This window comes from Duganella sp. Root336D2, assembly GCF_001425005.1.
Classification (GTDB): domain Bacteria; phylum Pseudomonadota; class Gammaproteobacteria; order Burkholderiales; family Burkholderiaceae_D; genus Rugamonas.
The window spans coordinates 244346-267927 of the sequence record NZ_LMDB01000022.1 but is presented as its reverse complement, the minus strand read 5'-3'; the positions used below and the strand labels follow the sequence as shown (position 1 = coordinate 267927).

Annotated in this window: 19 protein-coding genes; 7 read left to right on the top strand and 12 right to left on the bottom strand. The window is 61.2% G+C overall.

Features of this window, described 5'->3' with window-relative positions; translation table 11 throughout:
- Nucleotides 1–2 precede the first annotated feature (2 nt).
- Nucleotides 3–929, top strand: a complete 927-nt coding sequence (locus ASD07_RS17020) for a pseudouridine-5'-phosphate glycosidase (RefSeq protein WP_055932863.1) — start codon at nucleotides 3–5, stop codon at nucleotides 927–929.
- Nucleotides 914–1816: a LysR family transcriptional regulator gene (locus ASD07_RS17015; RefSeq protein WP_055932860.1), complete on the top strand. Its 903-nt coding sequence runs from the start codon at nucleotides 914–916 to the stop codon at nucleotides 1814–1816. Before ASD07_RS17020 ends, ASD07_RS17015 begins: the two co-directional genes overlap by 16 nt.
- Here the strand turns inward: ASD07_RS17015 and pcp are convergent.
- The 4 genes from pcp to ASD07_RS16995 form a co-directional block, all read right to left on the bottom strand.
- Nucleotides 1813–2457, bottom strand: a complete 645-nt coding sequence (gene pcp / locus ASD07_RS17010; RefSeq protein WP_055932857.1) for a pyroglutamyl-peptidase I — start codon at nucleotides 2455–2457, stop codon at nucleotides 1813–1815. The two genes, ASD07_RS17015 and pcp, sit on opposite strands and share 4 nt — an antisense overlap.
- Nucleotides 2454–3404, bottom strand: a complete 951-nt coding sequence (locus tag ASD07_RS17005) for a DUF979 domain-containing protein (RefSeq protein WP_055932854.1) — start codon at nucleotides 3402–3404, stop codon at nucleotides 2454–2456. Before ASD07_RS17005 ends, pcp begins: the two co-directional genes overlap by 4 nt.
- Complete coding sequence (locus ASD07_RS17000; RefSeq protein WP_055932851.1) at nucleotides 3401–4096, bottom strand: DUF969 domain-containing protein; 696 nt, start codon at nucleotides 4094–4096, stop codon at nucleotides 3401–3403. The genes ASD07_RS17005 and ASD07_RS17000 overlap by 4 nt, the downstream gene beginning before the upstream one ends.
- A 93-nt stretch (nucleotides 4097–4189) precedes the next feature.
- Nucleotides 4190–6454, bottom strand: coding sequence for a TonB-dependent receptor (locus tag ASD07_RS16995; RefSeq protein ID WP_055932847.1), 2265 nt, complete (start codon nucleotides 6452–6454; stop codon nucleotides 4190–4192).
- A gap of 392 nt (nucleotides 6455–6846) precedes the next feature.
- Here ASD07_RS16995 and ASD07_RS16990 point away from each other — a divergent pair, with 392 nt between their 5' ends.
- The 4 genes from ASD07_RS16990 (at nucleotide 6847) to ASD07_RS16975 (ending at nucleotide 11517) form a co-directional block, all read left to right on the top strand.
- On the top strand, nucleotides 6847–7845 hold the full coding sequence (locus ASD07_RS16990; protein ID WP_055932844.1) for a BMP family protein: 999 nt from the start codon (nucleotides 6847–6849) through the stop codon (nucleotides 7843–7845).
- 82 nt (nucleotides 7846–7927) lie between these two features.
- A complete protein-coding gene (locus tag ASD07_RS16985) occupies nucleotides 7928–9457 on the top strand; it encodes an ABC transporter ATP-binding protein (protein ID WP_055932841.1) in 1530 nt (509 codons plus the stop codon).
- A gap of 2 nt (nucleotides 9458–9459) precedes the next feature.
- Complete coding sequence (locus ASD07_RS16980) at nucleotides 9460–10542, top strand: ABC transporter permease (protein WP_055932838.1); 1083 nt, start codon at nucleotides 9460–9462, stop codon at nucleotides 10540–10542.
- A gap of 3 nt (nucleotides 10543–10545) precedes the next feature.
- Entirely contained in the window at nucleotides 10546–11517 is a 972-nt protein-coding gene (locus ASD07_RS16975; RefSeq protein WP_055932835.1) for an ABC transporter permease, read from the top strand.
- Here the strand turns inward: ASD07_RS16975 and ASD07_RS16970 are convergent.
- Complete coding sequence (locus ASD07_RS16970; protein ID WP_057245671.1) at nucleotides 11504–12067, bottom strand: PEP-CTERM sorting domain-containing protein; 564 nt, start codon at nucleotides 12065–12067, stop codon at nucleotides 11504–11506. The genes ASD07_RS16975 and ASD07_RS16970 overlap by 14 nt on opposite strands.
- A gap of 204 nt (nucleotides 12068–12271) precedes the next feature.
- Here ASD07_RS16970 and ASD07_RS16965 point away from each other — a divergent pair, with 204 nt between their 5' ends.
- On the top strand, nucleotides 12272–13108 hold the full coding sequence (locus ASD07_RS16965; protein WP_229207181.1) for an ABC transporter substrate-binding protein: 837 nt from the start codon (nucleotides 12272–12274) through the stop codon (nucleotides 13106–13108).
- Nucleotides 13109–13119: 11 nt separating this feature from the next.
- On the opposite strand, the gene ASD07_RS16960 is transcribed toward ASD07_RS16965, so the two are convergent.
- The 7 genes from ASD07_RS16960 to xdhC all read right to left on the bottom strand — a co-directional run bounded on the left by ASD07_RS16960 (nucleotide 13120) and on the right by xdhC (nucleotide 23582).
- Nucleotides 13120–14145, bottom strand: a complete 1026-nt coding sequence (locus tag ASD07_RS16960; protein ID WP_055932829.1) for a S1/P1 nuclease — start codon at nucleotides 14143–14145, stop codon at nucleotides 13120–13122.
- Nucleotides 14142–15383 (bottom strand): phospholipase D-like domain-containing protein, encoded by a 1242-nt coding sequence (locus ASD07_RS16955; RefSeq protein WP_055932827.1) that lies wholly within the window; start codon nucleotides 15381–15383, stop codon nucleotides 14142–14144. The genes ASD07_RS16960 and ASD07_RS16955 overlap by 4 nt, the downstream gene beginning before the upstream one ends.
- A 13-nt stretch (nucleotides 15384–15396) precedes the next feature.
- Entirely contained in the window at nucleotides 15397–17052 is a 1656-nt protein-coding gene (locus ASD07_RS16950) for a bifunctional UDP-sugar hydrolase/5'-nucleotidase (protein WP_055932824.1), read from the bottom strand.
- Nucleotides 17053–17176: 124 nt separating this feature from the next.
- A complete protein-coding gene (locus tag ASD07_RS16945; RefSeq protein WP_055932821.1) occupies nucleotides 17177–19552 on the bottom strand; it encodes a TonB-dependent receptor in 2376 nt (791 codons plus the stop codon).
- A 342-nt stretch (nucleotides 19553–19894) separates the two neighbouring features.
- Nucleotides 19895–21325 (bottom strand): adenosine deaminase, encoded by a 1431-nt coding sequence (locus tag ASD07_RS16940; protein ID WP_055932818.1) that lies wholly within the window; start codon nucleotides 21323–21325, stop codon nucleotides 19895–19897.
- Between the two features lie 13 nt (nucleotides 21326–21338).
- A complete protein-coding gene (gene guaD / locus ASD07_RS16935; protein ID WP_055932816.1) occupies nucleotides 21339–22646 on the bottom strand; it encodes a guanine deaminase in 1308 nt (435 codons plus the stop codon).
- A 3-nt stretch (nucleotides 22647–22649) separates the two neighbouring features.
- On the bottom strand, nucleotides 22650–23582 hold the full coding sequence (gene xdhC, locus ASD07_RS16930) for a xanthine dehydrogenase accessory protein XdhC (protein ID WP_055932813.1): 933 nt from the start codon (nucleotides 23580–23582) through the stop codon (nucleotides 22650–22652).

Below are 23582 nucleotides of genomic sequence, written 5' to 3'. Positions count from 1 at the left end.
CCATGCACCAATTCCTGTCCTTCTCTCCGGAAGTCGCCAACGCCCGCGCCACCGGCAAGCCGATCGTCGCGCTTGAGTCGACCATCATTTCGCACGGCATGCCATACCCGCAGAATGTGCAGACTGCACGCGAAGTGGAACAGATCATCCGCGACGCTGGCGCCGTGCCGGCCACCATCGCCATCATCGGCGGCAAGATCTGTGTCGGCCTGACCGAGGAACAGCTGGAAGAACTGGGCAACTCGCCGAACGCGATCAAGGTCTCGCGCCGCGACCTGCCTTATGTACTCTCGCAAGGCAGGCTGGGCGCCACCACCGTGGCTGCCACCATGATCTGCGCCCAGCTGGCCGGCATCAAGGTGTTTGTCACCGGCGGCATCGGCGGCGTGCACCGCGGCGCGGAAACCAGCATGGACATCTCGGCCGACCTGCAGGAACTGGCGCAGACCAATGTCGCCGTCGTATGCGCAGGCGTGAAGTCCATCCTCGACATCGGCCTGACGCTGGAATACCTGGAAACGCACGGCGTGCCGGTGGTATCCGTCGGCCAGCCCGGCTTCCCGGCCTTCTTTACCCGCGAAAGCGGCTTCAATGCCGACTTCCAGCTGGACACGGCCGCTGAGCAGGCATCCTTCATCGCCACCAAATGGGCCCTGGGCCTGGACGGCGGCGTGGTAGTCTCGGCACCGGTGCCGGTGGAAGAAGCCATGCCGAAAGATGAAATCGACGCCATTACCCTGCGCGCCCTGCAGGAAGCGCAAGACAACGGCGTCACCGGCAAGAAGGTAACCCCCTTCCTGCTGGCCCGCATCAAGACCCTTACCGAGGGTCGCAGCCTGAAAACAAATATCGCACTGGTGAAAAACAACGCACGCGTCGGCGCTGCCCTGGCACGTGAGCTGCAGGAGCATCCATGTCCATCGACCTGAAACAGTTAAAGTACTTCCTCGCCGTCGCCGAAGAGAAGAGCTTCAGCCGCGCGGCCGAACGCCTGCATATTTCGCAGCCGCCGCTTTCGCAGCAGATCATGAAGCTGGAGGCGGAGCTGGGCGTGAAGCTGTTCGCCCGTACCACCCGCACCTTTGAGCTGACTGTCGCCGGCAAGGCGCTGATGCAGGAGGCCTCGGACCTGCTGGCCAAAATGCGCATGACCATCGACACCGTGCGCCAGATCGACCGCGGCGAAGTAGGCCGGCTGCGCGTCGGCATCGTGGGCTCGGCGATGTGGGGGCCGATTCCGTCCATGCTGGAAGAATTCCAGAGCAAGTATCCGCGCGTGACCTGGACCATCCACGAATCGGGGCCGACGGTGCAGTACGACGCGCTGCGCGCCAAGCAGATCGACGTCGGCTTCTGGCGCGAGCCCAAGCTGGACGATGATGAGCTGCGGCGCGATAACCTGAGGCAGGAGCTGTGCTTCCGCGAGAATGTCTGCGTGGCGGTCAATGAACACCACCCGCTGGCGAAGATGGATGCGATCGAGCTGGCGGACATTGCGGACGATCCGATGCTGACGCTGGCACTGGACAAGTCGGCATTCCCGCGCTACCTGATCCAGTGCTGCGTGAACGCGGGCTTCCAGCCGGAGATTTTCCAGGAAGCGCACGAGCCGCAAACCTTGCTGGCCATGGTGGGCGCGGGCCTTGGCGTCACCCTGATGCCGGAGACGACGGCACGCATCGGCTGGCCTGGCGTGGTATTCCTGCCGATCCGCACCAACCCGCCATCGGCCAACCTGTACATCACCTACACCACGCTGGATGACGCGCCTGTCGTGCGCGCCTTCCTCAACATCCTGCGCCCGCCAGGCGGTTAATGCGTCGCGCCGGCGGCTATCGCAGCATCGCGCTCAACCGCCAGCGCAGTACGTATTGAAATACGCAGCCCTTCCGTCATCTGCTCCAGCGACATGCTGGCCGCACCGGGGTGGCGTGCAGCCTGCTCCGGAAGATAGGGAGTATGGATGAAGCCTGCCTTCACGCCGCTGCGGCCGGACACGGCGTGCATCAAGCCGTAGAAAACGTGGTTGCAAACGAAAGTGCCGGCAGTCTGCGACACCGACGCCGGCAAGCCTGCCGCCCGCAACGCTGCGACAATCGCCTTGATCGGCAGCGTCGAAAAATACGCTGCCGGCCCGCCCCTCACGATCGGCTCATCCACCAGCTGCTGTTCGGCGTTATCCTTGATCGGCGCATCGTCGACATTGATTGCCACCCGTTCCACCGACAAGTCCACACGGCCGCCGGCCTGCCCGACCGCAATCACCAGTGCCGGCTGCAGTTCATCGATCAGCGCCGCCATGGCAGCATTCGCATCGCCAAACACGCAAGGCAACTGGCGCGCAACGACTCGGAAGCCGCGCTCACCCCAGCCATCCAGCGCGCGCACGGTTTCCCAAGCCGGATTGATAGGCTCTTTGTTAAAAGGCTCGAAGCCCGTCAGCAGAACAGTTTTCATAGCAAAAAGTACAGCAGAACGATATTTGCACCCAGCAGCGGCAAGGCTGTCGGCACCTGCGCCTTGATGACGGCATTACGGTCGGTCAAATCCAGCAGCGCAGTCGGAATGATGTTGAAGTTGGCCGCCATCGGCGTCATCAAGGTGCCGCAATAAGCGCTGAACATGCCGATCGCCGCCATCACAGCTGGATTGCCGCCAAATTTCGCCACCAGCACCGGCACGCCGACGCCGCCTGCCATCACCGGGAAGGCGGCAAAACCATTGCCCATCACGATCGTGAACAGCGCCATGCCGACACAATACACCGCAACGGCCACCAGCTTCGAATCAAGGCCAATATAGGTCGTCGTCACTTGCGCCACCGCCTTGCCTACGCCCGCCTCACTGAACAACAGGCCCAGCACCGCCAGCATATGCGGCAGGACGATCATCCAGCGCATGGCGTCTATCAGGCGGCGCGATTCCCGGCCAGCCTGCAGCGGCGTCGAACGCGTCATCCAGCAGGCTACGCCGACTGCAATCACCGCCGCACAACCAAGGCTGACCAGCGTAAGGTGTTTCGGGTCCAGCACGAACAGTTCCCCGACGCGCACATCTTTGAGCAGCGTGGAGCCGGCCATCGTCACAGCCGGGATGACCAGCGCTGGCACGAACAGCTTTTGCCCAAGCCGCACGGCACTGGCGCGGCGTGCATCGTCCGGCAGCACGTCCGGCTTGCCGCTCCTGACGCCGCCAAAACCTGCCAGCAGCGCCATCACGATCATTGCCAAACCCACGATCGCTGGCGGCAAGCGCTCCCCCACCAGGTAGGCCATCGCGTATAGCGTCCAGAACAAGCCCGTCGTCCAGCGCCGCGGATTCGTGCGGTCGCCAAAAGACATCAGTGCGACCAAAGCCAGCATGATGCCCAGGAAGTAATAGAAATACTCGACGCGGATAATCATGCGCGTGCTCCCCCGACCGGCGCCAGGTAGCGGTCCAGCCGGCGCAGCCGCCAGGCGTGGATGATGAAAGCACTGATAGCCGTCGGAATACCCCATAGCGCCATATGCAGCGGATCGACCTCGATGCCCTCCGCACGCAGCACGGTCTGCATCAGGACGATGGCACCGAAAGCGACAAAAATATCCTCACCGAAGAACAGGCCTACATTGTCGGTGGCAGCGGCCATGGCGCGAACGTGCTGGCGCTGCTCGTCGCTGAGCGCAGGATTGCGAAGCTGGGCAGCACCTTCTGCCATCGGCGCCACGACCGGGCGCACCATATTCGGGTGGCCACCCAGTGAAGTCAGGCCCATTGCGGCCGACAGTTCACGGACCGCCAGATAAACTATCAGCAGCCTCCCCGCAGTTGCGGAACGCATGCGCGCTACGACCGCCTGTGCGTGCTCGCGCAAACCGAAGCGCTCGAGCAAGCCGATCGCCGCCAGCGGCAACAAGTAGATCATCGGCAGGTTGCGCGTCTTGACGAAGGCAGTGCCAAGCGAAGCAAGCAAGGCCTCTACCGGCATGAAGGCAGCGAAGCCGGTAGTGAAGCAGGCGGCGACAACCACCAGCACAGGGTGCAGCCGCAGCAGGAATCCAAGCACAATCACGGCCACGCCAAGCAGCGGCCACATATTGACAGCAGTTTGCATCTCCCCTCCCCAAGGAAGGCCACATCTTACCCCAGCACGGTCAAAAAAAAACGCGCACCGAAGTGCGCGTCCTTGGGGGATGCTACGAACCGATCAGAAGTTCGCCTTGAACTGCACGCCGTAGGTGCGCGGTTCGTTGACGATACCGGTCAGGTTGTTGAAGTCGATTGCGCCCAGTGCCTGGATACGATTGGTGATGTTGCGGCCGTATGCAGCCAGCTCGTATTTGCCGTCGTTCCAGCGATAGCCCACGCGCAGGCCGCCTTCCAGCAGTTCCTTGGCCTTGTACTCGGGAGCTTCGTACAGGAAGAAGTTGTACGAGGTGCGGTATGCCCAGTCGGTGTAGGCGTAGATTTCGCCATCACCCAGCGGCTGGCTGAAGCGCAGGGTGAAGTTGTGCTGCCACTTCGGTGCGCGCGGCAGTGGGTTGCCGTTGATGAGGGCAGCACTACCAACGACGTTGCCGTTCGCATCCAGGAACTGGACTCGCGGATCGGTCGGGGTGCAACCACCGCCGCAGGACTGGACAAACAGGTCTGCATCCTTGATCTTGGTGTCGTTGTAGCTGGTACCGAACGTCACGGCCCATGCGTCGCTCAAGTTCGCCTGCAGGTCCACTTCAATACCGCGGCCGGTCACCTTGTCGGCGTTGATCAGGCGGTTCATGTTCACGGTGCCGGAACCCGCGGTAAGCTGCTTGTCCTTCATGCGGTAGTTGAACACGGTGGCCGACATGCGCGCACGGCGGTCGAACAGGTCCTGCTTGACGCCGAATTCCACCGACAGGGCCTTTTCAGCGTCAGCCTTGGATGGCAGCGAAGTCAGGTCGAACAGGCGGCCCTGCATGGAAGGGGCGCGGTAACCGGTAGCGATACGTCCGAACAGGTTGGTGTCCTTGTTCAAGGTGTAAGTACCGCTCAGGTCCCAGCTCACATTGCTCGAGGTATCGCTCAACGCATTGGAAGCCGATTGCGGCGGTTCAACGCGGGTGGCGATGAAGTCCTTCTTGTCCTTGGTGTAGCGCAGGCCGGCACGCAGCTTGAAGGCTTCGTTCACGGTGTAGTTGATGGTGCCGAAGGCGGCGTACGACTTGGCATCCTGCTGCTGGGTCGAGTAGGCGGCGTTTTGCGGGTTACCAGCGGTGAAGGAATCGAACGAGATCGAATCGATCTGGATATGTTCGTCAAAATAGAACACACCGGCGATCCACTGCAGAGGGCCCTTGTTATTGGACTCGACGCGGAATTCCTGCGAGATCTGCTTGTGGTCAGGAATCAGGTCGGCAGTTTCGACAGGGAACGGAATCGTCCCTGGACCGCTAGGCGGATGGAAGCTGGCGCCATAACCGCCATCGACGTCGCCGCGGCTATAGAACTCCAGCTTTTCATAGCCAGTGATCGAGTGGAAGGTCAGGCCTGGGGTATCCCAGCGCAGGCGCAGGTTGGCGCCCTTGTTTTTCAGGTGCTGCTCGTTGCCGCCGTCGGTCGGGTAGGACTTGTAGTCGAAGTTGTCGACCAGCTCATTGGTACCCTTCTTCAGGATATTGGCGCGGAACAGGGTGGCGTTGCCGTCCATGTCGCGGCCGTGCAGGTTCAGCAGGGCGCTGAAGTCCTTATCAGGCTTCAGCAGGAACTGGATACGGCCGGCGTTGTCCTTATAGCCTTCGAAGTCCCGGATCGGCGCGCCTGGACGATCGTTGTGCACGCGGTCGCCGCGGTGCTGCGATTGCAGCGAGATGCGGGTTGCCAGCACATCATTGACCGGGAAGTTGTAGGCGCCTTCATAGTTACGCACGCGGTCCTTGCCGAAGCCGACGTTGACGTAGCCTTCCTGGCGGAACACCGGCTTGGCGGAGTCGAACTTGATCACGCCGGCTGGGGAGTTACGGCCGAACAGGGTGCCTTGCGGGCCGCGCAGCACTTCCACCTGGTCGACGTCGAACACCGGGAAGCCCTTCAGCATCGGGTTTTCCTGCACGATGTCGTCCATTACCAGGCCGACCGGCTGGGAAGCGTTCAGGTCGAAGTCGGTGTTACCCAGGCCGCGGATATAGAAACGCGGGAAGGTACGGCCGTAGTCGGACTCCACGGATACGGATGGCGAACGGCCGTTCAGGAAACGGATATCCTGGCCGCCGGAGGTCAGCACGTCCAGCTTCTCGCCCTTCAGGGTGGCGATCGCCATCGGCACGTCCTTGATGTTCTCCGCGCGGCGCTGTGCAGTAACGATCACAGTCTCCAGCTGGCCCGGCTTTTTCACTTCTTCGGTTGGCTGTGCTTCCTGGGCAGAAGCGCTATATAGAGGGAAAGCACTGGCCACGGCCAAGGCAATCAGGGAGTGTTTGAGGCGTTTATCCATACCCGATGTTCCAATCTTTAAAAGAAAAGTAACGTAATGTTGCAATGGCGCAAATGCTAACACGAAAGCAAATCCCTTCTCTTACTTACGAGAAACCCCTCATTTAGTTGCCTTGCATATAAATAAGTAAGCAAAAACGTATTTGCCATACATATCGCGCCTGCTGCATAGTAGTGAGCCACGAATCCATGCCGTGAGAAGCGGATTCGACTGCAGGAACAAGTGATTGCAGTTTGATGACGTGCCCAAGAATTAATCAAGGGTACATGTACAAAATTTGCATTTGTGCGTTGTTGGCAAGCTACAAGGTGCCGTGGCCGGGATTGGCTCGAAAAAGCGGAACGGGGCACTCCATAAAAATATACAATAACGAACTTCGACGGAGCCCTTACATGAAAATCAAACAACTTAGCATGATGATCGCCGCAGTTGCGGTGGCAGCCAGCGCAAACGCGGCTGATCCGAAGCTGGGCATCGTGTACGACGCCGGCGGCAAGTTCGACAAGTCGTTCAACCAGTCCGCTTTCGAAGGCGCTTCGCGCTTCCAGAAAGAAACCGGCATCAAATTCATCGAAGTGCAAGCCAGCAGCGACACCCAGGCTGAGCAGGTGCTGCGCGGCCTGGCCCGCAAGAACCTGGACCTGATCGCCTCGATCGGCTTCGCCCAGACCCAGGCGGTGCAGAAAGTCGCCAAAGAATTCCCCAAAGTCCGTTTCGTCCTGATCGACGGCGTTGCGCAGGGTAATAACGTCAATTCCGTGACGTTCAAGGAAGAAGAAGGTTCTTACCTGGTTGGCGTGGCCGCTGCCATGGCCTCCAAATCCAAGAAGCTGGGCTTCATTGGCGGCATCGATATTCCGCTGATCCGCACCTTCGCCTGCGGCTATGCCCAGGGCGCCAAAGCGACCGACAAGAAAACCGAAGTGATCTCGAACATGGTCGGCACCACTTCCGCTGCCTGGAACGACCCTGCCAAGGGCGGCGAGCTGGCACGTGCCCAGTTTGACCGCGGCGTGGACGTGGTGTTCGCAGTGGCCGGCGGTTCCGGCATGGGCACCCTGCAGACTGCCAAGGAAAAAGGCAAGCTGTCGATCGGTGTCGACTCCAACCAGAACCATCTGTATCCAGGTTCCGTGCTGACCTCCATGGTCAAGCGCGTGGACAACGCCGTGTACGATTCCTTCATGCAGATGAAGAACGGCACCTGGAAGGCTGGCGTGACCGCCAAGGGCCTGAAAGAAGGTGGCGTGGATTGGGCGCTGGACGAGAACAACCGCAAGGTGATCTCGCCTGAGATCGAGAAAAAGGTCTTGGGCGCGCGCAAGGACATCATCGATGGCAAGATCAAGGTCATCGACATCCGCACCACCAACGCCGCCTGCCCGGCTTAACCAGTAATTCCATTAAAGAGAACGCGCCGACGGGAATGCCCGTCCGGCGCGTTTTTCAGTAAATAAGACCCGAAAAATCCTTATGACGCCAGCAGTAGAATTCCGCAATATTTCCAAGCACTTTGGAGCGGTGAAGGCGAATACGGACGTCAGTTTCTCCATCGCCAAAGGGGCCATCCATGGCCTGGTGGGTGAGAATGGCGCCGGCAAGTCGACCTTGATGAGCATCCTTTACGGCTATTACCGCGCAGATGGCGGTGAGATCCTGCTGGACGGTAAGGTGCAGCACATCCACAATTCGCACGAAGCGATCCGCCTCGGCATCGGCATGGTGCACCAGCACTTCATGTTGGTCGAGAACATGACCGTGCTCGATAACGTGATGCTGGGCAGCGAAGGCGGCTTCCGCCTGCGCGAGCAGCGCGCCAGCGTCGAAAAGAAGCTGCGCGAAATCTGCGACCGCTACCGCCTGGACGTCGATCCGCTGGCGACCATCCACGACCTGTCGGTGGGTGCGCAGCAGCGTGTCGAAATCCTGAAGCAGATCTACCGCTCGGCCAACATCCTGATCCTGGACGAGCCGACCGCCGTACTGACCGCGCAGGAAACCGAATCGCTGTTCGAGATCCTGAAGCTGTTCAAGGAACAGGGCAAGACCATTATCCTGATCACCCACAAGCTGCAGGAGATCAAGGACATCACCGACACCGTCACCGTGATGCGCGGCGGCCGTGTGGTGGGCGCGGTGCAGACTGCCGACACCACCAAGGAAGAACTGGCCCAGATGATGGTCGGCCGGCCGATCGAGAATAACCTGCCGCGCGGTGAATACAAGCCTGGCAAGGCCGTTCTGGAAGTGAAGAACCTGCAGCTGTCGGACGACAATGGCGTCAAGCTGCTGCAGGACATCAACTTCACCCTGCGCGCGGGCGAAATCGTGGCGATTGCGGGGGTATCCGGCAATGGCCAGTCCGAGCTGATGGCGATCCTGTCCGGCATGAAGCTGCCGACCGCCGGCGAAGTGGACTTCGAAGGCAAGGCCCTGCCCTTCCCGAAAAGCGGCGATGCCGACGGCCTGCCGACCAAGTTCCGCAACCTGGGCATCGGCCATGTTCCGGAAGACCGCCTGCGCGATGGCGTAATCAAGGCCTTCTCGGTGATGCAGAACACCTTCTTCGGCTACCAGGACAAGGTGAAGAACAAGTGGGGCCTGATCGACTTCAAGGGTATCGCCCAGCGCTGCGCCGGCCTGATGAAGGAGTTCGATGTGCGCCCGGCCAATCCGGACTTGCGCATTGGCCTGCTGTCCGGCGGTAACCAGCAAAAGGTGGTGATCGCGCGCGAAGTGCTGGCCAAGCCGAAGCTGATGCTGGTCGGCCAGCCGACCCGCGGCGTGGACATCGGCACCATCGAATCCATCCACACCCAGCTGCTGGCCCTGCGCGACCAGGGCGTGGCGATCCTGCTGGTATCGGTGGAACTGGAAGAAGTGCGCGCCTTGGCCGACCGCATCCTCGTGATGTGCGGCGGCAAAATCACCGGCGAACTGAAAATCGACGAATTCGACACCACCCGCATCGGCTTGCTGATGGGCGGCATGCATAAACACTGATCATGACTACGAACGATATGCCACGTTGGGCGACTGGCTTTGTCCTGCCCATCCTGAACCTGATGTCCGCCCTGCTGGTGGCCGCGCTGGTGATACACCTGCTCGGCGAAGACCCGCTGGAGTCGATGCAGATCCTGATCAACAGCGCCGTCGTCAATCCGGAAGGCTTGTCCTACACGCTGTTCTACGCCTCGACCTTCGTGTTCACCGGCCTGGCCGTGTCGATCGCAATGCAGGCTGGCCTGTTCAACATCGGCGCCGAAGGCCAGATGTACTTCGGCGGCCTCGGCGTGACCCTTGCCATGCTGGCCTTCGACGCCTCGCTGCCGTGGTACCTGCTGATCCCGGCCGGCATCATCGGCGCCGCCCTGTTCGGCGCCCTGTGGGCCTTCGTTCCCGGCTACCTGCAAGCCAAGCGCGGCTCGCACATCGTGGTGACCACCATCATGTTCAACTTCATCTGCGCCTCGCTGATGAACTTCGTGATCGTGAAGTACCTGATTCCTGCCGGCGAACAGAATACCGCCTCGCGCGTATTTTCGACCGCTGCGGAAATGCCGCGCCTGAATAGCCTGTTCCCGATCCTGGGCGAAACCCCGCTGAATATCGGCTTCTTCTTCGCCATTGCCGCGCTGGTGGTGTACGGCGTCGTCATGAACCGCTCCGCCTGGGGCTACAAGGTACGCGCGCTTGGCCTGAACCAGCACGCCGCCCATTACGCCGGCGTGAAAATCAGCGCCATGATCATCATCGTCATGATGATTTCCGGTGCGCTGGCCGGCCTCGGCGCGGTCAACTCCATCATGGGCTCGACGCACTACCTTTCGCTGAACTTTGTTGGCGGCGCAGGCTTCGTCGGCATCGCGATCGCGCTGATGGGCCGCCAGCATCCGGTCGGCATCTTCCTGTCGTCCGTGCTGTTCGGCGCGCTGATCCAGGGCGGCTTCGACCTGTCGCTGGAAAAACCGAATATTCCAACCGAAACCTTCATCTTCATCCAGGGCTTGATCATCCTGTTCTGCGGCGCTATGGAAAACCTGTATGCCCCGGCAATTATCAAGCTGATCAAATCGCGCAAGGGTTAGACCATGACATTCGAAGATCTCCACCTGGGCTCCATCCTCGTCTCCACCGTGCGCAACGCGCCGGTGCTGATTTTCGCCGCCATGGCCGGCCTGTTCGCGGAACGCTCCGGCGTCATCGACATCGGCCTGGAAGGCAAGATCCTGGCTTCCGCCTTCGTCTCGGCAGCCGTGGCCTTCGCCACCAGGAACCCGTGGTTCGGCATCCTGGCCGGCATGGGCATCTCCGTCGCACTGGCGATGCTGCAAGGCTTCGTCGCCATCACCCAGAAAGGCAACCAGCTGGTAGGCGGTATCGCGATCAATATCGCCATGAGCGGCCTGACCTTCGTGGTCGCGCAGTACTTCTTCCAGCAAGGCGGCCGCACCCCGGACCTGGGCGAAGCACGCCTGTTCGACGTGGTGTTGCCGGGCAGCGCTGCCGTGGCCGACGTCCCTTTCCTCGGCTGGTTCTACACCAAGCTCATTGGCGGCCACTCCGTGCTGGTCTACCTGGCCTTCCTGCTGGTACCGCTGGTGCACTGGTTCCTGTACCACTCGCGCTTCGGCCTGCGCCTGCGCGCTTGCGGCGAGAACCCGCACGCAGCCGATGCCGCCGGCGTCTCAGTTGAACGCACCCGCTACAGCGCCATGCTGATCGCCGGCGTGCTGTGCTCCTTCTCCGGCGCCTACCTGGCCATCGTGCAATCGGGCTTCTTCCTGCGCGACATGTCGGCCGGTGCCGGCTACCTGGCCCTGACCGCCATGGTGTTCGGCAACTGGCGTCCGCTGTACACCTTCCTCGGCTGCCTGATGTTCGGCTTCTTCGGCGCCGTGCAGATCCAGCTCGAAGGCGTGGACCTGCCGGTGATCGGCCGCATTCCGGGCGCCCTGATCCAGATGGTGCCTTACGTCGTCACCGTGATCGTGCTGGCCGGCCTGATGGCCAAGTCGGTGGCACCGAAAGCCATCGGCGTACCGTTCGTCAAGTCGCGTTAAGCGCACCCTCCTTCGCCCTGCGCCGGCCCACGCCGGCCAGGGTCGCCAATCCCGCCAGCAGCATCACCCCGGTCGCCGGTTCCGGCACGGCCGGAGCTGGCGTAATGTCGAAGCTGGTCTGGCTGGTCCAGTACCAGGTGCGGCTCCAGTCCGCCCATCCGTAGCTCCACTGCGAGTATTGGTCTCCCGTGCGAAAGCCCGCGCCCCAGCCTGAGAACGCCTCGTCATTCCCCCACCAGTTGGCGTCAACCGACAACTGCCCCGTCAGCTTGTAGCTGAACGCTCCGATCTCGCATCGGAAATAGGGATCGCTCAAGCTCAGGCAACCATCCAGGTATTCGCGCCCGGCGATGACCAGCGAGCTAAGCTCCGCCAGGGAAATAATGCCATCGAGATCAAGATCCGAGCCACGGAAGCTGCCGTCGACGCGCGCGTCGTGAACGAAGGCACCATTCTCGTTAAAGCCGGTATAACTGAATTGCCAATCTTCCGCACAAGCGCTGACCGCAGTGCAAGCGAGTGCCAGCGCCAAAACATGTTTGCAAGCCATGATGCCCTCCCTCGTGAGAACCGGTTTTTGATGCTAGCAGCAAGGCGCTGAAGATCGAACCCAGCCGGTATGCCGTGCGCAACACGTGCCACTGTTGTGCCCGGAGGGTGTCCGGTTTATATTGCAAGGAGCAAGGAGTCCTCCATGAACCGGCGCGCCTGGATTTTGCAGAGATTATTGCCGTCAGCAATTTGCTGCCTGGGCTTGACTGCGCACGCGCACGACGGCCCAGTCACCCACCTGGTCTTCCCGCGCTATTTCTCGATCCTCGACACCAGCAAAGGTTTCGACTGGATCGTGCTGCAGGCCGTCATGGAAAGAACGTCCGCCAAGTTTGGCCCGTTCACGCTGTCGGCATCGCCGGAGCCGGTATCGATTCCGCGCATGCTGCAAGAGCTGGACCGCTCCGATGGCGTCATCAACATCATTGCCCGTGCCACCCAGCGCGACCTGGAACACCAGTTCCAACCGATACGCATCCCGATCGACCGCGGCCTGATGGGCATGCGTTTGCTGCTGGTGCGCAAAGCCGACCTGCCGCGCTTCGCCAGCGTACGCACGCTGGATGACCTGCGGCATATGAGTGCAGGCCAGGGCAAGGGCTGGGTGGATACATCTGTGTTGTCGGCCGCAGGCATCAGCGTGGTGGAATCGCCACGGCCCGGCAGCCTGTTTGGCATGCTGGAGGCGGGCCGCTTCGACTTTTTCCCGCGCGCGCTGGATGAAGCACCGCGCGAGTACGACGTGATCCGCAAATCGCACACGGACATCGTGATCGAGCCTACGTTGATGCTGCGCTATCCCCTGCCGCGCTACTTCTTCGTACGCCGTAATGCAGAAGGCGACAGGCTTGCCGAACGCATCAAGGCAGGCATGGAGATGATGATAAAAGACGGCTCGCTCGCAGCACTGTTTCACAAACACAAAGGCCCGCTGATCGAGCGGGCCGAGATCAGGAAAAGGCACGTCATCGAGCTGCGTAATCCCATGCTGCCGCCGGAGACTCCGCTCCAGCGCAGCGAATTGTGGTATCGGCCCTAAGTCCCGCGCATTTAAGGCCAGATCTTCTGCAGCAGGCCGGCCAGGTTGTAGCCGCCCTTGATCAACTGCTCGCGCGCCAGCGCGGACGATGGCACAGGGTAGCTGTCCGGCACAGTCATCGCCCACACGGTGTAGGTATCACCGTTACGGCTGGCCTGCTTGCTTGCCACACCCACTTTGACATCGGCGTAAGCCTGCTTGGCCGCCACCAGCGAATTATTCGCCCATTGCTCCGGCCAGGTAATGGCGTCGCCTTTCGGCAGCGTCACGGCCGGCTTGCCGTCAATGGCCCACTGGCTGAACTTGTCCACCGTGCGCATGCTGCTGCGGCGCATGGCGTAATCGACCACCGTGGTATCCCAGTAGGAGTGGAAAGGCTTGGTCGGATACTTGGATGGCGCTTCGTCGCCGGCGGGGATGCCGCTCTTGGCGCTGGCTGCGGCCAGTGCCGCTTCATCCATCTGCAGGTTATTGCCGCCGCGCGAATCGAAGATATTCAGCGAGTCGATTTCCTTGTCGGACTTCGGCACCACGAACTTGCCTTCCTTGTCGACGAAGGCTGCGCCGACGTGCAGCGGCTGGTGGATATCGCCTGCCAGGTGGGTCAGCATCAGCAGCGCCTGGCGCTTGGTGAATTTGCCGTCGCCCTTGTCCTGCAAGGTGGCGATGCATTGCTGCAGCACCTGCACCACGTCATGCTCGGACGTACCGGCACCGTGCAGGTGATACTCGGTGAGCTGAAACGGCACGTCGGTGTAATGGTATTCGCTGTGCTTCGGGTGCGCCGCTACATAGTCGTTCATTTCCTGCGTCTGCGGGCCGCAGAAAGTGCCTTTCACGCAGTCAGCCCAGTTGGCGATCTTTTCCAGGTCTTCGCCCGGCTGCAGCAAGGCCTTTACCTGCTTCTCGGCGTTGGAGCCTTTAATCAGGTTATCGGCAATGGCACCCACGATGCGGTGGCCGGCATTACCCCAGGCCATGGCGTTGGTGGACAGGAAGGCGCCGGACAGCGCGGCGATCAGTGCTAGTTTTTTCATTCGTCTTTACCTTTGTTCGGTTTCGGGTAGTCCTTGTTGATCTCCAGCGGCTCCGCATATTGCGAACTCCAGGCTTGCTCCTGCAAGGCATACACCCGCCTGGCCATGGCTTCGTTGCGCATCACTACTTCCATATTGCGCGACAAGTCAAAGTAGCCGCCGGCCCAGTTGCTGGTGCCAACCCATGCCAGCTTGCCGTCGATGACCAGGGTCTTGCTATGCCACACCCGTGCAAACGGGATGAAGCCTGTGGACGCCTTTGGAATTGTCACAATGCGTACTTCCACGTTCGGCAGGATGGCCAGCGATTTCAGGTGCTGGATGGCCGGCTTTTCGAGGTTCCAGTTCGACACCAGCAGCTTGACCTTGACCCCACGCGTGGCTGCGGCACGCAGCGCGTTGTCGACCACGGCATAGAACGGACGGGTGCCGTTCGGGCCATAACTCAGGGGCGCGTAGTCCAGCATCGAGACGCGGATCTCCTGTTTTGCATCGGCCAGCAAAGTTGGCAGCACGATTTCGGAATCGGGCACGCCAGCCGGGTTAAATCCACCCGGGCTGGCGATCAGGAAATTGGCCTCTGTGGGCAAGGCCACCGGCGCGGAGTTGGCAAGGACAGCGGCCTTGCCTTGTAACGGCGCGACAGTCTTGCCTGCGGCCAGCGCCGCTTGCGCAGCCCAATCCTGTTCAAAGATGGCTTGCACTTGGCCGGCGATCTTGGCGTCGCTGATGCGCAGGCCTGTTTCATGGATGTGCGTGAATGCGCGCCAGTCGAAATTCTGGCTGCCGATGAAGGCAACCTTATGATCGACCGTCAGGTATTTGGCGTGAATGATGCCGTTGCCGGTGAGCTGGCCCACATCCAGCACACGCATGTCGAGATTTGGAATGGCGCGCAGGCGATCCACGGTGGCCTTGTCGGACAATCCCGATACACCCTTCTTGTCTACCAGGAAGCGGATCTTCACGCCGCGCTTGCCGGCCGCTTCCAGGCGTTCGATCACTTTCTCGAACGGCGCGCCGGGCACGCTGGCGATGTAGAACTGGCCGATGCAGATTTCGGACTTGGCGTTGTCGAACAACTCGGTCCAGACTTCAAGCGGGCCGCGCAGGTCGTCGCTTTTCAGCGTGGTTTCAACCGGCGCAGTCTGCACCAGTTCAAAACCCGGAATCTGGAAAGCCGCGTGGGCGCTGGAGAAGCTTGCTGCCAGTGCAGCTGCGAGAAGATAGCGGCGCATGGGCTCCCTTTCTTTATTTGATACGGATAATGCGCGGAACGGCGGCGTTGGTGCCGGCCGGCTTATTGTCCTGCTCCTGGCGCACCAGGTAGCTGCGCAGCGAATCGACATCGCGCACGCCGGTCGCCGCCTGGTTGCTGCCCTGGCGGAAAGTCACAAAGCCGTCATTGCCTTCGGCCAGGAAGTTATACACGGCCACGCGATAGCTGGCGCCTTCGTCGATCATCACGCCATTCAACTTGACGCTGTCGCGCACGATGCGCTGGCCCTTCGGCTTGCGCGCGTCCCAGGAATAGCTGAAGCCTTCCGACACTTGCAGCAGGCCGCGCTTGTCGGCTTCACTGCCGCTCCACTGCCCTTCCAGCAGCGCGAAGATCTGCGCGCCGGTCAGGTTCATCACCACGATCTCGTTGCCGAATGGCAGCACGACCTGGGTTTGCGCGACACTCACCACATTGTTCGCGCCGGCGTCCAGCGCGGTGCGGATGCCGCCGGTATTGGTGAACGCGATCTGCGCGCCCCATTTACGGGCGGAAGCAAGGATCGCATCCGCGACCACCTGGCCCAGCGGCGATTCATCGGCGTTCGGCATGATGTGCTTGCTGATCGAAGGCGCGGCAATCTTCGCCACCGGCTTGTCCAGCTCTGCGCTGCTGCGCGCGCGCACCGAAGCCACCAGCGCATCGACTTCAGGCATGCCGGCGTATTTGCCCGGCTCCACCACGATATTGCGCGCGCTGGCGTCAACCACGGCGCCGGTCTGGCGGTCCACCACCAGCGAAATGCGCGACAGCATATGGCCGAACTTTTCGGCCTGCGTCACCAGCTTGCCGTCCACGCGGCACAGGTAGCCGTTGTGCGAATGGCCGCTGACCACCAGGCGCACGGCGGGATCGAGGCGCTTGACCACATCGGCGATGTCGCCATCGAGGTCGCTGCAGTACTGCTGGTCGTAGCGCGCCTTGGTATGGCCGCCCTGGTGGATCAGCACCACGAATACGGTCGCGCCTTGCGCGCGCAGTTCCGGCAGCAGCCGGTTGACCGCTTGCGCTTCGTCGATGAACTCCAGGCCGCTGATGCCGCCCGCCGCCACCAGTTCCGGCGTGTCTTTCAGCACCGTGCCGATGAAGGCGATCTTCACGCCCTTGACTTCGTCGATGCGGTAGGCCGGCAGCAAGGTCTGGTTGGTGCGCGTGTCGATCACGTTTGCGGCCAGGTAGCTGAACTTGGCGCCATCCCAGGAAGGATTGTATTTACAGGCTTTCTCCGGGCGCGGCGAATTGGTGCAGCCGCCCTTGGCCTGGCGCAACAGCTCTACGCGTCCGGCGTCGAATTCATGGTTGCCGACCGACGTGGCGCGCATGCCGAGCAGGTTCAGGGCCTGGATGGTCGGCTCGTCGGCGAACATCGCCGACATGGCCGGGCTGGCGCCGATCATGTCGCCTGCGCCGACCACCACCAGGTCCGGGTCATCCTTGCGCCAGGCTTGCAGCGTGGCTGCCAGCGCGTCGACGCCGCCTGCCTTGGTGTTTTCAAAGCGCGATGATTCCAGGTGGCCGTGCAGGTCATTCAGCCCGACCAGCGTCAGCTCGACCTGGTTGTCGGGACGCTGTGCGGCGCAGCCGGCCAGCAAGGCGGCTAATGCAATAGGGCGCAGGAATGGCTTCATATGTTCAAAGGGTAAAACGAAGATTGTACAGGCGGCGCAAGGCGCGGCGCGCGCCGGGAAACGATATGTTACGTTCAAAAAAAAACGGGCCCGAAGGCCCGTCTTCATCTCAGCACGACAGCATTTAGAAGTCGACCGACAGGGTGCCCGAAATCATACGCGGAGCGCCCAGGTAGTAGCGGGTGGCGCCGGAAGCGGCCAGGCCCTGGTATGGCAGCGAGTTGACCACGGTGGTGGACGACGGGTTGCGATACTGCTTGTTGTTCAGGTTGCTGACGTTCCAGGTGAACTTAGGACGCTTCAGGTAACCAATGTTGGCGAAGGTGTAGCCACCGTCCAGGCTGAAGGTGGTGTAGCCAGGAGCCACTTCATCGTTCATGAAGGAAGCGTACTGGCGGCTGGTTGCACGCGCCTTGGCACGAACGTAGAACGAACCAACCTGGTATTCCACCGACACGCCTGCCTTGCGGCGTGGCGAGTTAGGCGCTTCCTTGCCTGCGGTTGGCAGGGTGATGGCGGCGCTGCCAGGGATGTTGTCCTTCAGTTCGGTCTTCAGCAGGCCCAGGGAACCGTAGAACGACCAGCCGTTGACCGGGGTGTTACCAATTTCAACTTCCAGACCGCTGTGCTTCTCGGCGCCGACGTTGACGTAGGTGTTCTTCTTGGTATCAGGGTCAAAGCTGGTTGCCTGCTTGTTCTTGAAGTCGGTGTAGAACGCAGTCACGGTCGCGATGAACTTCTTGTCCTGGTGGCGGTAGCCGATGTCGCCGCTCCACGAGGTTTCCGGCTCAACGTTGCGGAACATGGCAGCAACCAGGTTCGCGTCCACAGTCACGCTGGTGCCGATGTTGCCGAACACGAAGTTCGGTGGGGTCTTCATGTTCTTGGCGGCCGAGGCGAAGACCTGGTCGTCAGGAGTGAAGCGCCAGCGCGCGCCGAACTGCGGCAGTACTTCGCTGTACTTGCGGGTGTAGCTGTATGGCTTGACGTTGTTGCCCTCGTCGCCCCAGTTGCTGAATTCGCGCTTGACGTGCGGCGCACGAACGCCAACGTTGATCTGCACGGCGTCGTCAGCCAGGCTGACGGTGTCTTGCAGGAAGGCCTGGTAAGCGGTCGAGATCGAGATCCAGTCGCGGCTGTTTGCCGGATGGCCATCAGGACGCAGGATCTGGCCGTCTTCCAGCCAGACGTCGGCACGCTCGCCGGCATTGGTCAGCGCCAGCATTGGGCCGGTCTGCTCGTGGCGTGCACGCTCATACCAGACACCTGCCTTGATCTCGTGGTTGGCGATATTGTAGATCGCTGCGAAGTTGAAGCCAGGACGGAAGGTCTTGGTCACGCTGGCGTTAGCTACCAGCACGGTATCCAGGGTGTCGCCGTCGCCGTTCAGGTCCACAGTGCCGTTACGGTTGCCGGTAGTCGGGTTGTAGAAGCCCTTTTCCGACTGGGCGCGCTGCTGCACGCCGCCGTTGCCGAAGCCGTACCACAGGTATGGGGTGAAGGCCAGGTCCAGGTTGTCGGTCACGCGCATCTTGCTGACTGCCGAAGCGATCACGTTCTTGAACGGATTGATGCCCAGGCCGTAGTAAGCCGGCGACTGGGTGGTTTCGTTCTGCACAGTGCCCTTCACCGGGGTCAGGTGGCCCTTGAAGGTATCAGCGTAATCGAAGTAGTAACCGTTGGCATTCATTTCAGCCAGGGTGATGTTGTTGATGTTGTTGTTGACAGCCTTGTTGAACAGCACCGTACCGTGGATGTAGTTGAAGCGATCCCAGTCGTAGTTCATGCCGAGGTCGATGTGGTTACGCTCCGCACCGCCCTTGCCCTTCCACTTGTCCGCTTCTGCGTGCGAAGCCGAGATGAAGGCCTTGAACTTGCCGATCTCGCCGGTATCGTAGCGCACGAAGGTCTTTTTCAGGTTCAGCTGGCCGAGGGTTTGCATGACGCGCACGCGCTGCATTTTTTCAGGCTGGCAGGTGGTGATGCCGAAGTTGCCGCCGGTGGCGCCCACTTGTGGGGAGTCCACGTCGGTCGAACCCTGGGTCACGAACTGGGAGCAGGTGTTTTCCTGGTCCACGTATTCTTGCGGGTAGATCGCGAAGTTGCCGGAGTCGTTGACCGGCACGCCGTTGATGGTGGCGCCGATCTGGTCGGAGTTGAAGCCGCGCAGGGTCATGCCGCCGCCGAACAGGCCGGTTGCGTCATGGTTGTAGCTGTTCACTGCTGGCAGCATTTCCAATGCCTCGTAGGCGTTACCGGTTGGGCGCTGCTTTTCCAGCTCTTCCAAGGTAATCGTCGAACGCGCTTTCGGTGCGTCTTCGGTCACCATCAGGCCCATACCCAGCTTCTTGCCGGTGATGACCACGGTGCTCTCGCCCTTGGTGGTGGTAACTTGCGGCGCAACGTCCGACGCGGATTGGGCGTAAGCCGAACCGGCAGCGATGCTAGCCATCTGCGCCGCGACGGCGATCAGGCTCATGCGCAATTGTTTCGATTGCATTGGATTTCCCCTAGTGTGTTGTGAAACTGAAAAGCGTGTGTATATTAGTTGCCGAGCATGACGCTAGCATGACAAGGAACCACTATTGCATGGGTGCGACTGAGGCGACAAATATGTTTTCCCTAAGCGATTTATTCGTTGCCGAAATAAATAGACAATAAGGGAAGCTGTGCGCTCTTATTTAGTAAGGCGGCATTATATGTGAGCCGGCTCCGAATGAAATTTTCTAATTTTCGGAATGAAGCAATTGGCTGCTTCAGGCAGGTCAAACTGTAGCAAATGCGCTACATTGCATAATGGGAGGACAACAATCCGCCGCAGCGGATTGTCGTTTTTTTGCAATTACTGGCGGGATTTAGCGCCCAACTCCGCGATATCTGCCTCGAACTTGGCGAACCGGGTATCGAGCTGCTTCGTCAGGCGTTGCTTATCCGCCTCAGCCAGGAAGGCATAGCGGATGCTGTCATATGAAAGCCTTTTCACCTCGGCATAGCTGGTTTTGTAGCGGCTCGCGAACAAGACATACTCGTTCGACAGGGTGTTGCGGCTAACGCCGGTATCATCGCTCGAGAGGATAAACGGCACACCGTATTTGCGGTAAATATTGACCGGATGCGCCTCCCCTTTCACGCCCAGAATGAACTCGTTGGAAGTCAGGTTCACTTCCACCGCCACATTCTTTTCGCGCATCTTTTTCAGGATGGCTTGCGGCTGGCTTTCGTGGGCGATGTCCATGCCGTGGCCAATGCGCTTGGCGCCGGCGACATCGATCGCTTCAGCGATGTGGAACTTCAAGCCTTCCGGCGGCACCTGGCCCAGGGCCAGCTCGCCGGCGTGCAGCGACAGCTTCACGTTCGGGTATTTAGCGCTCAGGAATTTGTACATGCGCATGTGCAGGCGGTAGTCGCGCATCGACACCGGATAATGCTCGGCGCCGACGATATTGACCGACACCACTTTCGGGTTCTGGCTGGCGATCTTGAAGCCCGCCGCCATTTGCGAGAACACGATCGATGGCGACAGGAAGCGCAGCACGAAAGGCTGGTAGCGCATGGTGAAGTTGTCGTCGTCGATGCCGGCGCTGCTGCTGTCGACATAGGCGCTGTAGTCGGCGATGCCCTTGGCGAAAGCCGGGCTGGCTTCCAGTTTGGCCAGGTAGGCTGCAAAAGCTGCTTCATCGGTCAGCTTGCCGTCGAATTCAGCGTCGAAGGTGATCGGGGCGATTTCGAATACGGTTTCGATATAGCTGACATTTTCCGCGATCGCACGCTGTTTCAGGCGCTTCTGGCCATCATTGCCATTGGTCGAGGCAACGTCGTTGAAACGCGGGAAGGTGGTGAAAAAGGCCAGGTCGGGCGCCAGCTGGTTTTCGCTGTGGTTGTAGAAGTCCAGGGTAGACCACTTGTGCAGCAGCTCGCGGTAGGCGACGGGGTCTTGCTCGAGTTGGGCGACAGTTGCGCAATTCTTGCGGTCGGCAGCCTTGTCGGTCTGCACGCTCCAGCTGGTCTTGTCGACGCAGTAGCCCAGCTTGTCGACCCATTCCAGGTATTGCTCGGCGTAGATGGAGCCCGAGTAATGGTGGTGCAGGTCGGCCCCCTTCGGCATATTGTTAAAGAACATGGCCAATTCCGCAGTCTTCGGCGCCGGGCCAGAGACCAGTGCGGCGAAGTGGCGGGCAGTGATCTCGGCGTTCGAGGCTGCGCTGGCAGACGGAACAGCAACGGCGGCAGCAATTGCGGCGGCGATCACCGCGCTAGTCAGGTTCTTATGCATGGGCGTTCCCTTGTTAGTGTGCTTCGTGGACCAGCCTCCCCGCCGAATACGTGGCCGCGATGGCACGGTCATCCCCCAGCAGCGCCAGTGCGAACAGCTGTTCTTCCAGGCTGTCGGTATTGGCGCTGCGGCGTGCCAGCAGCGGCGTGGCCTGCGGGTCGATCACGATAAAGTCCGCTTCGCGGCCGGCGGCAAAGCTGCCGATCGTGTCGTCCAGGTGCAGGCTGCGCGCGGCGCCCAGCGTCGCCAGGTAGAACATGCGCATGGCAGGCAGGTAGCTGCCCTTCAAGCGCGCTACTTTATAGGCTTCATTCATCGTTTGCAACATGCTGAACGAGGTGCCTGCGCCGACGTCGGTCGCCAGCGACAGCAGCATGCCCGCCTTGTCGGCTTGCTCGAAGTCGAACAGGCCGGAGCCGAGGAACAGGTTGGAGGTCGGGCACACGGCGGCGGCGGCCTTGGTTTCCGCCATGCGGGCGCGGTCGGTTTCGTCCAGCCAGATGCAATGGCCGTAGACGGCGCGCGGACGCATCATGCCGTAGCGGTCGTACACGTCCAGGTAGCTGCGCGCCTGCGGGAACAGTGTCTTGACCCAGGCGCATTCCTCCTTGTTTTCCGAGACGTGGGTTTGCAGGAAGGTGTCCGGGTACTTCTGCGCCAGCTCGCCGGCCAGCTGCAGTTGCGCTTCGGTTGAAGTCGGGGCGAAGCGCGGAGTAATGGCATACAGAGAACGCCCCTTCTTATGCCAGCGCTGGATCAGGGCTTCGGTCTCCTCCGCGCCGCTTTCGGCGGTATCGCACAGGAAGTCGGGGCAATGGCGGTCCATCATGACTTTACCGGCGATCATGCGCAGGTCGCGCTTTTCACTGGCGGCGAAGAAGGCGTCCACCGATTGCGGATGCACGGTGCCGTAGACCATGGCCGTGGTGGTGCCATTGCGCAGCAGTTCATCGAGGAAAAACTCGGCCACCTGGGCGCCATGCGCCGGGTCGGCGAACTGGCGCTCGGTCGGGAAAGTGTATTGCTCCAGCCATGGCAGCAGGCCGGGCGCCGGCGAGGCGATCATATCGGTCTGCGGGTAATGCACATGGGAGTCGATAAAGCCGGGCATGATGATCTTGCCGCGATAGTCCTTGACCTCCGTGCCCGGCGGCAGGGTCGGCGCCAGCGTGGCGTAATCGCCGGCAGCTTGCACCTTGCCGTCTGCCACGATCAGCAGGCCGTCTTCGTGCCAGGCATGGGCGCGTTCGATGAAGGCCGGATCGGCGTGAAAATGCAGCAAGCCTGCTCGGTAGGCCTGCACGCTGGTGGTTTTGCTCATTGCTTAGTCTTTCGCCTGGGATTCCCAGACCATCAGTAATTGGGCGGCAACCGAAGCGGCAATCACCGCTGGGGCCTTGTCGATGATACCCGGTAGGCCGATCGGGCATACCATGTTTTGCGTGCCCAGCCCCTTGACCTCGAGGCGGGAGGTAAACTGGGCGCGCTTGGTTTTGGAGCCGATCAGGCCGAACCAGCCAACCTTGGGTCGGCGCAGGATGGCCTCGGTCAGTTGCAGGTCCAGCGCGTGGCTGTGGGTCAGGACCAGGTAGCTGGCGTTGTCGGGCGCCTCGTCGATGCAGGCTTCCGGCGTGTCGGTGGCCTCGATGGTGACGTTGCCCGGCACTTCAGGCGGGAACATGGCGTCGCGCTCGTCGACCCAGGTAACGGTACACGGCAGCTCGGCAAGGGCGCGCACGATGGCGGCGCCGACGTGGCCCGCGCCAAACAGGACGAGGTGGGCACGCGGTGCTTTGACCGGGTCGACCAGCCAGCGGCGGCCGTCGGCGTCGGTACGGATGTGGGTTTCCTTATGCTCCTCGGCCACGAGCCTGCATTCCGCTTGGCCGTCGATGGCGGTGATGCGGCAGCTATCCTCCCGGCGCCGCAGATCCAGCTGCGCCAGGACCTCTTCCAGTCCACCGCTTACCGCTTCGAACAGCAACCAGACAACGCCGCCGCAGCATTGGCCCAGGCTTGGGCCCAGCGGGAAGCGTTCAAGGTGCGGCGTCACCGGGCGGCCGGCGCGCTGGGCGGCAATCATTTCGCGGGCAATGTCGAAAGCCTTGTGCTCCAGGTGGCCGCCGCCGATCGTGTCGAACCGGCCGCTGGCGGTGACCAGCATATGCGTCCCCGCCTCGCGCGGCACCGAACCTTCGGCGCGCGCGACCGTGACGAGAACCGCCGCTTCCCCGGCTGGCGTCAACCAGTCAGCCAT